This is a genomic window from Desulfurellaceae bacterium (genome assembly GCA_021296095.1).
Classification (GTDB): Bacteria; Desulfobacterota; Binatia; order Bin18; family Bin18; genus JAAXHF01.
On record JAGWBB010000021.1, the window covers coordinates 1107 to 14139 of the forward strand.

The 13033-nt window shown below is 63.0% G+C and carries 11 protein-coding genes; 5 read left to right on the forward strand and 6 right to left on the reverse strand.

The features are described from left to right. From J4F42_06975 to J4F42_06985, 3 genes are all read right to left on the reverse strand, one after another. A partial coding sequence (locus tag J4F42_06975) for an SIS domain-containing protein (protein MCE2485238.1) occupies window positions 1-509 on the reverse strand: 509 nt, incomplete at its 3' end. 4 nt (window positions 510-513) lie between these two features. Continuing rightward, the gene (locus J4F42_06980) at window positions 514-1320 is read right to left on the reverse strand and encodes a hypothetical protein (protein ID MCE2485239.1); all 807 of its coding nucleotides are present in this window, start codon (window positions 1318-1320) and stop codon (window positions 514-516) included. A gap of 37 nt (window positions 1321-1357) precedes the next feature. Continuing rightward, the gene (locus tag J4F42_06985) at window positions 1358-3112 is read right to left on the reverse strand and encodes an amidohydrolase family protein (protein ID MCE2485240.1); all 1755 of its coding nucleotides are present in this window, start codon (window positions 3110-3112) and stop codon (window positions 1358-1360) included. Window positions 3113-3283: 171 nt separating this feature from the next. Here J4F42_06985 and J4F42_06990 point away from each other — a divergent pair, with 171 nt between their 5' ends. Together J4F42_06990 and J4F42_06995 are read left to right on the forward strand one after the other, a co-directional pair. Continuing rightward, window positions 3284-4138, forward strand: coding sequence for an LLM class F420-dependent oxidoreductase (locus J4F42_06990; protein ID MCE2485241.1), 855 nt, complete (start codon window positions 3284-3286; stop codon window positions 4136-4138). A gap of 25 nt (window positions 4139-4163) precedes the next feature. Next, a complete protein-coding gene (locus J4F42_06995) occupies window positions 4164-5042 on the forward strand; it encodes a PhzF family phenazine biosynthesis protein (GenBank protein ID MCE2485242.1) in 879 nt (292 codons plus the stop codon). A 62-nt stretch (window positions 5043-5104) separates the two neighbouring features. Here the strand turns inward: J4F42_06995 and J4F42_07000 are convergent, their stop codons facing one another. The 3 genes from J4F42_07000 to J4F42_07010 all read right to left on the reverse strand — a co-directional run bounded on the left by J4F42_07000 (window position 5105) and on the right by J4F42_07010 (window position 8867). Beyond that, a complete protein-coding gene (locus J4F42_07000; GenBank protein ID MCE2485243.1) occupies window positions 5105-5875 on the reverse strand; it encodes a hypothetical protein in 771 nt (256 codons plus the stop codon). Between the two features lie 62 nt (window positions 5876-5937). Then, window positions 5938-7044 (reverse strand): amidohydrolase, encoded by a 1107-nt coding sequence (locus tag J4F42_07005; GenBank protein MCE2485244.1) that lies wholly within the window; start codon window positions 7042-7044, stop codon window positions 5938-5940. 110 nt (window positions 7045-7154) lie between these two features. Next, on the reverse strand, window positions 7155-8867 hold the full coding sequence (locus tag J4F42_07010) for an amidohydrolase family protein (GenBank protein MCE2485245.1): 1713 nt from the start codon (window positions 8865-8867) through the stop codon (window positions 7155-7157). Between the two features lie 429 nt (window positions 8868-9296). Between J4F42_07010 and J4F42_07015 the strand changes: the two genes are divergently transcribed. From J4F42_07015 to J4F42_07025, 3 genes are all read left to right on the forward strand, one after another. After that, window positions 9297-10178 (forward strand): alpha/beta fold hydrolase, encoded by an 882-nt coding sequence (locus J4F42_07015; GenBank protein ID MCE2485246.1) that lies wholly within the window; start codon window positions 9297-9299, stop codon window positions 10176-10178. A gap of 56 nt (window positions 10179-10234) precedes the next feature. Continuing rightward, on the forward strand, window positions 10235-11176 hold the full coding sequence (locus J4F42_07020; protein MCE2485247.1) for an aldo/keto reductase: 942 nt from the start codon (window positions 10235-10237) through the stop codon (window positions 11174-11176). A 116-nt stretch (window positions 11177-11292) separates the two neighbouring features. Next, window positions 11293-13026 carry an amidohydrolase family protein gene (locus J4F42_07025; GenBank protein ID MCE2485248.1) on the forward strand — a complete coding sequence of 578 codons (1734 nt, stop codon included), beginning with the start codon at window positions 11293-11295 and terminating at the stop codon, window positions 13024-13026. The last annotated feature ends 7 nt before the right edge of the window (window positions 13027-13033 follow it).

A 13033-nucleotide genomic window follows, 5' to 3' on the forward strand; every position in this document is an offset into this window, starting at 1 on the left:
TCTTTGTGCGGCAGTTCGACCACAATGCTACGGTCTGCCGCCCGCGCCACCGGGCTGTTGGGCGTTCCGGTCACGGCCACGCTGAGCACCCCGTGTTGTTTGGCGCGCTCAATGGCCTGCACCACGCGCGGGGTACCGCCCGAGGCCGAGGTCGCCAGCACCAAGCTCTGATGCGGCGTAGCCTGGCGCATCCACTGCGCGCCATAATCCACAAAGCGCTGGGCGCTCATCGGACGGCAGCTCACATCGGCAAGCGTCTCAAACGCCATCTCAAACGCACACGAGGCGTGGTAGGAATCCCCGTCTCCGGTCAGGTATACGTTTCGGACCGCCGTCCACTCTGCGGGGCTGAGGACGGTTTGAATCTGTTGCGCAAACGGGCGGGTCAGCTGGCGCAAATCGCCGGCCAGGCCGGCCAGCTGTCTGTGCATCACCTCGGGCTTGAGTGGCTCCAAAGGGGAAACGGGTTGTCCTCCAGCATGAGTCTGGCCGACACGTTTCCTCTGCATGGCGCTATCCTTCCAGTCCCCGCACGATATCGACATAGGTCTTCACCCGCTCGATATCGATCTGTCCACCCCAGCCGCCGCGCTCCAGGCAGGTGCCCACAAACGCCCCGTCCGCAGCCGCCATCAGCCGTGGCGCGTTCTCGTGGTTGGTATAGCCGGCCAGAATGACGGGCAGCCCAGGCATGCTTCTGCGCACCGAGGCGATCATCTCCAGCGTGGTGTTTTCATCGGGGTTGCCCAGCGACACGGCATCCGCCCCAACATACTTTGCGCTGCGCGCCACCTCGGCCGCCGGCTTGGCCTCGCCAAACCACTTGAACTGCATGGAGTCCACCTCGGCAATGACCTTGACCCCGCCGGCGTTGATCCTTTTGCGGTACTCCATCACCTCAAGCGGATTGGCCTCGACCATGCCGTGGGCGGTGAGCGTCATGCCCACCACCGCCCCGGCCCGAATGAAGCTGCCGCCCGCCACCTTGGCCACCGCCAGCGAAGCCTTGAGCGCGTTGCGCATCAGCTGCACCCCGACCTGGAACTCGTCGCCCGTGGCCTGCACGATAGCCTGGACAATCAGACTCATGGCGGCCGTGCGGGCCGGGTCGGACTCGTCTTTCACGCTGTAGATACGATCCACCGTCTGGACCAGACAGCCGTCCGCGCCACCGTCGTGCAGCGCCCGGGCCGATTCTACGGCAAGCTCGAGGGTCCGGCTGAAACTGCCCTCTTCATACAGCAGGGTGCCGGGCAGCGGTTTCAGGTGAATCATGCCCAGCACGGCCTTGCGTTTGCCGAGGCTGGTAAACTCTGCCATGTTCGGCTCCTCTCCCTTGCGCCCGTCGCCCACAGCCTCAGGCCGCTTGGCCGTGGCGCAGCAGTCTGCCGGGTGTGGCTCCGCTGCACTGGCCGTCGGTAAACGTGACTTGGCCGTTGACCACAATCCACCGATAGCCGGTGGCCTTCTGCACCCGCCGCCACTCGCCGGTGGGCAGGTCGTGGGCAATCTCGATCGGCTCGATGCCAAGCCCGGCCAGATCGTACACCACGATGTCGGCCGCCATGCCGGGCCGCAGCGTGCCCCGGTCCTGAAAGCCGGCCGCCCAGGCCGGCAGACAGCTCAGCCGGAAGTGCGCCTCTTCCAGGGACAGGGCCTGGGTGTCACGCACCATCCAGGTCAGCAGATCGGTCGGCCACACCCCGGTGGTGAGGAACTTCATGTGCGCGCCGCCGTCGGACAGGCCGGCAATCGTGTACGGCGAGTCCATGACCCGTTTGTGGTGCTCGACCTGGACGTTCAGTAGCGGGGTGCGCCACTCGGTCTTGAGGTCGTCGGCGACCGATACGTCGAGCAGGGCGTCAATGAAGTGCTTGCCCTCCTGCTGGGCAATCTGGATGACCGACAGCCCCTCGTATTTGTCTTTGAGGTCGGCTCGAAACACCTTCTTGGCGATGAACTGGGCGACCGCGCCGAACAGGTCAATCGACACCTGGCCCGAGTCATACTCGGCCTTCATCGCCTGACGGATCTCGGGGTCGGCCAGCTTGGCCCGCTTTTCCTCCAGCGTGCCGACTGTGGCCTGGCGCCAGACCGGGCTGTTGTCGAACAGGTTCCAGTCCTCAAAGGTAAAGGTAAACGGCGCCCGGACGGTAGCCGCCTGGCCGAACACCCGCCGGCCCCTGGCGTTGGCCTCGGCCAGCAGCTTGAGCTGAGTCTGGTAAAAGATGGGCAGTAGATCGTTGGCGGCAATCAGGTTGTACAACACCGGCCGGCCGCTTTTCTCGGCCAGCTGTTCGTTAAAACCGAAGTCGCGTTGCAGCCCGGTCAGCAGACTCTGAAAGCCTTCGCTCAGATCCCCGCCGGCCTGGGTGAACTGGATGCAGCCCGCCCGGCGCTCATGCAGCACCGCAGCCAGGCTGAGGTAGAACTCGTCGGATAACACGTCCGAAATCATGGGCGAGCCGTCATAGTCGCGCTGGACCGCAGCCAGGCTGTCCGGGAACAGACGCTGGGCGCCCCAGCCGACCGCCCCGGCGTCCATGGCCTCGTGCAGCAGACGCTGAATGGTCTGGACTTCCGTGTCGTTCGGCAGCCGCTGCTTGGCCTCCTCAAAACCGCCCATCACATACGCGACCAGCGGGGTGACCGGCATCAGCTGGGACAGATTGATGCCCAGCGGAATACGGTCCAGATGGTCCATCCACTCGGGGAAGGTTTCCCAGTCAAACGGCATGCTGGTCCGCATCGGACCCAGCGGAATGGCCTCATTGCGGGACAGGGACAGCATGGCCCGTTCGGCGTCCTTGGCGTGGACCGGCGCAAAACCGAAGCCGCAGTTGCCGATGGTGACCGAGGTCACGCCGTGCCAGCTGCCGATTGTGCAGTACGGGTCCCAGTGCAGCTGGGCGTCGTAATGGGTGTGCAGGTCAATCGCGCCGGGGGCGACAATGCAATCCGCAGCCTCAAGCACCTGACCGGCATCGCTGGGCTGGAGTTGCCCGACTTCGGCAATCCTGCCGTCCTTGATGCCGATGTCGGCCCGGTAGCGCGGGACCCGCGTCCCATCGACAACCGTCCCGCCTCTGATGACCATGTCAAATGCCGCCATACCATCCTCCTCGATTCGTGCTGTAGAGATAGAAGGCCCCAGGGTAGCCGATATCCGGCTTTGGAAAAAGCTGGGGGGGCCCGATCTCTCCCTACTCTTCTCCCCTACTCTTGCCAGCCCCCGGCTCGGCGGAGTAATGAACACAGGAGTATCAGCCATAAGGAGGCTCACATGGACATTGGCGTATTCTTTTTCACCTCGGCCGAGTCGGCCGACCCGGCGATCATCGCCAAAAAAGCCGAAGACCTCGGCTTTGCCTCAATCTGGGTCCCGGAACATCCGGTGCTGCCGGTCCACACCACCACCGGCTACCCGGCCGCGCCCGACCGACCCATTCCGCGCACGGTCGGCATTATCTCCGACCCCTTTGTGGCCCTGGCCCGGGCCTCGGCCACGACCAGCACAATCAAGCTCGGCACCGGCATCTGCCTGGTGCCGGAGCGCAACCCCCTGCTGCTGGCCAAAGAGATCGCCACCCTGGACCACTACTCCAACGGGCGCTTTTTGTTCGGCATTGGCGCGGGCTGGCAAAAAGAAGAGTGCGAGATCATGGGCGGCGATTTTCCGCGCCGCTGGACCCAGACCCGGGATTCGGTGCTAGCCATGAAAGAGCTGTGGACCACCGACGAGTCCGAGTACCACGGAAAGTATTACGACTTCCCGGCCGTCAAGTGCTTCCCCAAACCGGCCCGGAAGCCCCATCCACCGGTTCTGCTGGGCGGCTCGGCCAAGAATGTATTCAAGCGCACGGTCGAGTGGGGCGACGGCTGGCTGCCGGTCAGCACCTCGCCCAAAACGATCGAGGAGGGCCGCCAAACCCTCGACGAGCTGGCCGCTGAGGCCGGCCGTGACCCGGCCTCAATCAGCGTCCTGGCCTTTGGTCAGCCCGGCCAGCTGCGCAAGCGCGACGATCTCCAGGGACTCGAAGAGGCCGGGGCCGAGCACGCCATTGTCTGGCTCAACGCCTTTCAGCAGGCCGAGGTCATGGCCGAGTTGGAAGAGCTGGCGGCCGAGCTGTTGGGCTGAGGCTGCACGAGGAACGGCGGACAGGATGAAGAGCTACCAGTTCAAGCAGGTTGACGTGTTCACCGACCGGCCTCTGTACGGCAATCCGGTCGCGGTCGTACTCGGGGCCGACGGGCTGGAGACGGCCGATATGCAGCGCCTCGCCACCTGGACCAACCTGTCGGAAACCACCTTTGTGCTGTCTCCGACCCGGGCCGAGGCGGATTACCGGCTGCGCATCTTCACCCCCAAGGGCGAGCTGCCGTTCGCCGGCCACCCCAGCATCGGCAGCGCCCACGCCGCGCTGGAGAGCGGTCTGGTGGAGCCGCAGCGTTCACACTTTGTTCAGGAGTGCGACGCTGGTCTGCTGCCCGTGCGCGTCGAGCGGGCGGGCGACACCCGCCACCTGTTCGTACAAACCCCGACGGCCACGGTCACGCCCTGTGATCCAGCCCGCCACGCCGAGCTTGCTGCGGCCCTCGGACTGGACCTGCCGCCCGAGCCAGTCCCGCTCCGGGTTGATGTCGGCCCGGTGTGGCTGATCGTGCAGCTGGACAGCGTGGCCTCGGTCCACAGCCTGCGGCCCGACTCGGCGGCCGTGACGCAGCTGAGCCACGCCCTGGGCCTGACCGGCATCAGCGTCTTCGGCCTGACCGACGGGGGCCCGAGTGCGGTCTATACCCGCTCCTTTGCCCCGGCCCTGAACGTCCCGGAAGATCCGGTGTGTGGCAGCGGAAACGCCAGCGTGGCAGCCTTCCTGGCCCATTCCGACCAGCTCGGGACGACCGGCCCAAACTATGTAGCCAGCCAGGGTCACGAGCTGGGCCGGGACGGCTTTGTCCATATCGCGGTCAGCCTGCCCGAGCGAACGATACAGCTCGGCGGGGCGTCGGTGACCTGTGTAGAGGGCAGCCTGCGGATTTAACTGAGAGGTGGAAAGAATAAACGCCCTATTGGCGGATAGGTTGACCTCAAACTTTTTGAGACCTAACCTCGATCTTCGACGTTCTCCTTAGTCCACTTGCCTTTGTCGAAACTGGAAAAGATCACGGCGTCCAGTACGCACGGTGTGATCTTGCACGCTTCACAGAGCCGTTGAAATCCATCGGAAACGAAGTTGTAGTAGTTGCAATCCTGTAAAGCTTGGGCTGTCAGCTCCACCGGGAATCCGAATTCGTTCAGCCACTTGGTGATCCGACTGTCGATAGGGATCTCGTACCGTGAAAGTCCCAAGATTTGCAGAAGATTTCGAGACTGTTTTGGGCCAAATCCCTTGAAACTCCTGTCTATGAATTCGGCAGCAAGGCGCTCAGCGGCAAGGCGTTCGGTTTTCGTGCTCGAATTCAATCGCACTTTGTCGAGATGCTGCGTTGTCGGCTTCCACCCGCCCTTGTTTAGAAACGACAGGTTGGCGGCAAGTTCCTTACCGATGATCGTTGATCGTCTCAGACCGCCACGGCTGATTGCAGAGCGGGCAAACTCGGCAAGGTCGTCTTGCTCATCACAGATTTGGTAACTGAGCAGTGGCGGATTCGTGGCTATAAAACGGGAAACCTGTGAATTCGGCCCTGAGCGCTGCTGCGTGGTCAACAGACATCTAACCATGCAGCGCCAGAAAACTGGCTTTGTGATTGCTGATTTGCCGTCGGCGAGGTTAGTTCTAATTCGATTCTGCACGAGACGGTTGTCACAATGCTTATCGTAGAATGCTTTGACCTTTGCGACGTCGTCAGAATCTACTTGCCAGACGATCTTCATCTAGCCTCCTCATCATGCGTGGCTCGGTAGGAGCGAGCGGCCACTCGCCCCTACCGACAGGGCTAGCTGAGACCGTAGAAGTTGATGACGTTCTCGCCCACGATCTTTTTCATGCCGTCCTCAGGCACGTCTTTGAGCGCCTCGGACAGGAACTCTCGGGAGCGCGGCCAGGTCGAGTCGGTGTGCGGATAGTCGGACGACCAGGCGATGTTCTCGGCGCCGTAGATCTGGCGGGTGAACTCCACGTTGGAGCTCTCAAACTGGAAGGTCGCCAGCATATTGCGCCGCATATAGTCGCTCGGCAGCATCGACAAGGTCAACCCCTGCAGATGTCGTAGCCTGTCGTACGCGTGGTCCAGCCGATACAGAAAGTGCGGAATCCACGACACGTCGTTCTCGGCCGAGACGACCTTGAGGCGCGGGAAGCGCTCGAATACGCCGCCGGCAATCATATCGGCAAAGGTCAGCTGGACTTCCTGGGGCAGCTTCATGTAGCCGTACAGCACGCGGCGCAGGTCGAACTGCACCCCGCCCCGACCGGTCAGAATGTGGAGGCTGAGCGGTATCTGCAAATCCTGAGCCGCAGCCCAGAACGGGTCATAGTCCGGCAGGCTGTAGGGCCGGTCCTCGGGCGGCGCGCCCCAGATCAGCGAGCCGCGCAGACCCTTCTTGGCGATCCGTTCCAACTCGGCGATCGCGGTCGGAATGTCTTCCAGCTCAACCACCCCGGCGCCGACCAGGCGCTGGGTATTATAGCTGCAATACTCGGCCGCCCAGTCGTTGAAGGCCCGGAAACACGACGCCCTGAGTTCGGCATCGTCGAGGCCAAACAGCAGCATACCCATGGACGGGTATAAGACCTCGCCGCTGACCCCGTCGGCGTCCTGCTCTTTCAGCCGCTCGGCCGGGTCCCAGACGCTCTTGGGCGCCACGTCAAAGCCACGCTTGATGTGCTCCGGCAACTCCTCGGCTGTCTTGCCCGAGCCGAAAAATCCGGCCACCGCCACCGGATTGATGTTCTCGCAGGCAAAGAACTCGCCCTGCTGGCCGTCATGGCCCTGAATCGTGTGCGGCGCCCGATCCCGAAACTTGGCATCCATACGCTCCGCCCACATGTTGACCGGCTCCACAAAATGGGAGTCCGCTGAAAAAATCTGATAGTCCGTCATGCTCGCACCCTCCTTTGTGTTGAAAAGAGGAAACGTGTCGTCCATGTGGTCAAGGTTGACACGTTTCCTCTTCGATGAACGTCCCACTCGTTTGATTGTCTGTCTTGCTCCTACAGGCCCTCAACCCCGCGCAAGACCCGGCCGGGATAACTGCCGGTGTGCTTGCCGTCTTTGACCAGCACCTGCCCGTTCACGACCGTGTAGTGCATGCCCTCGCACTCCTGGACCAGGCGCGGTCCGTTACCCGGCAGATCGCTGACCTTGTGGGGCTCCAGGGGACGAATGGTGTCCGGGTCGAAGATCGCCATGTCGGCCGCCATGCCGGGGCGGATCATACCGCGGTCTTTGAGCCCCAGGGTCGCGGCCGGATGGGCGGCCAAGACCTTGATCGCCTTCTCCAGGCTCATCGCCCGGTTTTCCCGCACCCAGTGGCCCAGCAGGTATGAGGGATAGGCCGTGTCGCAGATGAACTGCACGTGCGCCCCGCCATCCGACAGCGACACCAGCGACGGCGGATAGTTGATGATCTGGCTGACCGCCTCCTCGTCGCCGTTGGCCAGGGGGGTGATGAACTGGGTGTCCAGGTCTTCTTCCAGCGACAGATCCATGAACACGTCGAAGACATCCCGGCCCTGTTCGGCGGCAATGTCGGCGACGCTCTTGCCCTCGAGCGCCCGGTTCTTGTCCAGCGTGACCTCGTTGACGTACATCAGATCCCAGCGCTTGGAGAAGGCGCGCGGGGTGGGGTCGTCGATCAGGTCATAGCGCAGGTCTTTGCGCATGGCCGGGTCGCGGAAATGGCGCTTACGCTCTTCGGCGGTCAGGAAATGGACCCGCTTCCAGTTCGGCAGGTCGTCAAAAATCGTCGCGATATTCTTGAGCGAAAAACGGAACATGATCGGCCGACAGCTGGCCTGGGGATAGATCGGCAGCCCCTGCCTGAAGGCGCCGTCAAGCTCGCCCATCAGCTCCGACCACAGCTCGGGCTGATCCCACTGGTGAATCAGACCGATCCAGGTGGTAGGCAGCTTGGTCTCCTTGGCAATCGCCTTGAGCAGAGCCAGATCCTGGTCGCGCTCGGCCTTGTCTTTCTCATAGATCAAGACCCGCGGGTTGAACTCGAAAAAGCCCCGGCCGAACTCGCCGACCGCCTTGCACACCTCAAACAGCTCTGCGTCTTCGGCCACCTTGCCCGGCATGGGCTCGCCGTGGTCGCCGACCTGGACCGGAGAGCGCGACACCGACAGTCCGGCGGCGCCGGCCCGCATGCCCTGGCGGACCAGCTCTTTCATCTGTTCCACCTCGTCCGCAGTCGCCGCCCGCTCAATGGCGTCGGCGCCCATGACATACATGCGCAGCGGCGAGTGGCCCATCAGAACCGCGACGTTCAGGCCCGGGTTCATGCCCTCGACGGCGTTCAGGTATTCGGGAAACGAGGTCCAGTTCCACGGCACGCCCTTCTCCAGGGTCTCGAAGTCCAAGCCTTCCACCCGCGAGAAAATATGCATCAGCGGGTCGCGGTGTTCGGGCTTGCACGGGGCAAAGGCCAGACCGCAGTTGCCCATGACCAGGCTGGTGACACCGTGCCAGCACGACGAGGTGAGCAGCGGGTCCCAAAAGACCTGGGCGTCGTAATGGGTGTGCACATCAACAAAGCCGGGGGTCACGGCCAGACCGTCGGCATCAATCGTCTGTGTGGCCTGGCCGTCCACCTCTCCGACGGCAACAATATGGCCGGCCTTGACCCCGATGTTGCCGCCATAACTGTCGGTCCCGGAGCCGTCATAGATCCGGCCGTTCTTGATCAGCAGGTCATAGCTCATACGCTCCCTCCTTATCGAACTTGGCACAAAACTTGACGCGTCAGCAGGGGGAGGTAGACGGGGCGGGGGTGGGGCATCACACACGACGCGGCGGGTGTCATCCCGTTCTTTGCTGTATAGCCGGCTTGAGCGGCGATGAACAGAGGTGAGCACGGATTTTTGGCAGAACGCCGAGGCGGCCACCGCGCGTTTGGATCATCACAGATCGCAACACTCACGACACCTACTACCGTTTCACGTCACTCGGCGGCTGTGCGCAGGTTGACAACTGTTGGGCAACGGGACTAGGGGAAATCAAGGTCGTTGTTCGGTGACACCGCCGGCCTGTCCGTGATGTCATCCCGCTACTCCTCGCTATCGTCCGACCGAACAACACGGGCTATCGCCGATGAAGCAGACACCGCAGCACAAAGCCTAAGGAGGGCTATCATGGAACAGCGCGTCGTCCATTTCTACAGTGAAGGCAGCCGCCTGGAAGGCGACCTCTTTCTCCCGCCTGATTTCCGCAGTGGCGAGAAACGACCGGCTATCGTGTTGTGCCACGGGTTTACCGGTCTGCGCGAGTTGGTGCTGCCGGACTACGCCAAGGTCTTTGCCGCAGCCGGCTATGTCGCCCTGGGGTTTGACTACCGGGGGTTTGGCGGCAGCGAGGGATCCAAATGGCGGCTGCTTCCCCTGGAGCAGATCGACGATATCCGTAGTGCGATCACCTTTCTCCAAGCCCAGGCTGAGGTCGATCCTGACCGGATCGGGGTATGGGGCACGAGTTTTGGGGGTGGACACGCCCCGTATGTGGCCGGGGTCGATGAGCGGGTCAAGGTCGCGGTTGGCCAGGTCGGCTTTGGGGATGGGGAGCGGTTTATCAACGATGTGCGCTCCTACGGGGAGCGGCTCGAACTCGCCCAGACCCTGGAAGAGGACCGCCGGCAGCGTGTCTTGACCGGCCAGGGCCAGAAGCTCGATCCCCTGGAGCTGTCCCTGCGAGACCCCCAGTCGCGTGCCTTTTTACCAAAAGCGCTCGAAGCCTTTCCCCATATGCGGTGTGAGCTGTCCTGGGAAACGGCCGAAAAAACCCTGGAATACAAGCCGATTGACGTGGTCGAACGGATCTCCCCCCGAGCGCTGTTGCTGATCGGGGCGGAGAAGGATTCCATCTGTCCGATTGACGGCTATCGGAAACTGTACGAACGGGCCAAGGAGCCCAAGAAGCTGGAGGTCCTGCCTATCACCCACTATGAGATCTACGAGGGCCAGTGGTTCGAGACCTCGTCTCGGCTGGCGCTTGGGTGGTATGATCGGTTCTTTAAGTAAACCCAGGAGCGCGGATCGTCCCGAGTGATCCGCTTCCCATTTCAGGAGACACCTCTGTGGACTACACCACGCTGGGACGCAGCGGCCTGCGGGTCAGTATCGCCGGCCTGGGCTGCGGCGGGCACAGCCGCCTCGGCACGGCCACCGGCAACAGCGAGCAGGAATCAATCGCCGTGGTGCGACAGGCCCTGGATCTGGGCATCACCCTGATCGACACGGCCGAGGCCTACGGCACCGAAGCCATTGTCGGCAAGGCGCTCCGGGATGTCCGGCGCGATCAGGTCGTCATTGCGACCAAAAAGCTGCTGCCGGCTGACGACCATCCCGATCCGGCCGGAGCGTTCAGACGCGGCCTGGAGCACAGCCTGCGACGGCTCGGGACCGACCACGTCGATATCTACTTCCTGCACGGCGTGCGGCCCGAGCAGTACCGCTTTGCCCACGAGGTCCTCGTTCCGGTCCTGACCAGCATGCGCGAGCAGGGCAAGCTGCGCTGTATCGGCATCACCGAGGCGTTCAGCCGCGACCCCGGCCACCAGACGCTGCAACAGGCGGTGCGGGCGGACTGTTGGGATGTCATGATGGTCGGCTTCAGCCTGCTGAACCAGTCCGCCCGCAGCCGCGTGTTTCCCCACACCCAGGCCCGCAACATCGGGGTGCTGGGCATGTTTGCCGTGCGCACAGCCCTCAGCCAAACGGCCCGGCTCAAGGCCGTGCTGACCGAGCTGAAGGGCAGCAATCAGCTGGCCGCCGAGGTGGCTGAGGCGGCCGACCCGCTCGGCTTCCTCACCCAGAGTGGCAAAGCGGCCAGCCTGCCCGAGGCCGCCTACCGCTACTGCCGCCACGAGCCCGGCATCGACGTGGTGCTGACCGGCACCGGCAAGCTCGAACACCTGCAGGCCAATGTCGCCGCGCTGCTCAAACCGCCGCTTATCGAAGAGGACGTGCAGCGGCTCTCGGACCTGTTCGGCCGGGTCGATTCGGTGTCCGGGAATTAGGCCCGAGGGGGAATGCCTCACGTCTTGCATTTGAAACAAAAAGCGGCCTATCGTGCACACACAGGGGATATGAAGAGGCCCGAGAAGAGCAATCTACCAACCATAAGGAGGGGCATATGCCACAGTTTGACACGGTTATTAAGGATGGGACGATTGTCGATGGTGCCCTGATGCCGCCGTTCCGTAGCGACATCGGGATCAAGGACGGCAAGATCGCCAAAATCGGTAAGATCAACACCAACGAGGGCGCCACAGTCCTTGACGCCTCGGGCATGATCGTCGCGCCGGGCGCGGTTGACCTGCACGCCCACTACGACGCGCCGCTGCACTGGGACCCGTACTGCACAATCGGCAGCTGGCACGGCGTGACCTCGGTCACCAACGGCAACTGCGGCTTCGGTTTTGCGCCGGTCCACCACAAGGACGCCGACCGTTCGATGTACTCGATGGAGCGCAACGAAGCCATCCCGTTTGACGCCATGAAGGCGACCATGCCCTTCTCGTGGGAAACCTTCCCGCAGTGGATGGACCACATCGACAGCCTGCCCAAGGGTATCAACATGATCCAGCTCGTGCCGGTCACTCCGCTGGTGAGCTATGTGATGGGCGGCTGGGATCAGGCCAAGAGCCGTCAGCCCAACGAGACCGAGATGCAGGAAATCATCCGCATTCTTGACGAGTCGATGGCGGTCGGGGCCAACGGCTGGGCAGCCCAGCGCCTGACCGGCTACGGCGCGTCGGTGCAGCGGGACTACGACGGCACCCTGATGGTCTCGGACATGATGTCGGACGAGTTCTATCAGCAGCTGGCCAAGGCGATGAGTAAGTATGACCGGGGCACCATCCAGTACGCCCAGAACTCGGGCGCCATTGATGAAGGCGTCGAGGGCAACCGCCGTGATATGAGCTTTGGCGGACAGCTGGCCGCGTTGGCCAACAACCCGCTGATCTTCAACGCCGTGCTGGTCACCGACGAGAAGCCCGAGGTGTTCCGCACCATGCTGAGCGTGGTGGACGAGTACAACAAAAAGGGCGTGCCGCTGGTCGCCCACGGCCTGACCAAGCGACTCGATTTCCGCTTCTCGTTCTCGGACGAATGGAACCTGTTTGACAATGTGGACGCCTGGCGGGAGGCGACCCTGGGCACCGAGGAGGAGCGCAAGATCAAACTCGCCAACCCCGACCTGCGCCAGTCCATGAAGGCCGAGTACGACCGCACCAAGCAGCCCAAGGCACTGGGTGACATCGCCACCTTCATCTGCCGCAAGGTGGAAAGCGAGGAGATGAGCAAGAAGTATCGGGATCGCATGGTCGGAGACATCGCCCGGGAAGAGAACAAGCATGTCGTCGATACCCTGCTCGACATCTCGGCCGCCGACAACTGGAAGACCGAGTGGCTGACCCCGATGCGCAACCAGAACCCCGAGTACTGCAAGGAACTCCTGAGCCACCGCACAGTCGCCGGTTTTTCCGACGGCGGGGCGCACACCAAGTTCCAGACCCTGGGCGCGTATGTCACCGACCTGCTGACCTGGATGGTGCGGGATACCGAGACCATCACCCTGGAGCAGGCCCACCATCATCTGAGCTACCTGCCGGCCTGGACCGCAGGTTTCCGGGACCGGGGCTGTCTGCGGGAGGGCATGGCGGCCGACATTCTGGTCTACGACCTTGAGAAACTCGCGGTCAAGCCGACCGAAATCCTGCACGACGTGCCGCCCAACAACTGGCGGCGGGTCCAGGGGGCGGACGGCTACCGCTGGATCATGGTCAACGGTGACGTGACCTTCGAGGACGGCCAGAGCACCGGCGCGCTGCCGGGCAAGCTGGTTCGCTGCAACCAGTTCTAGAGCGGTT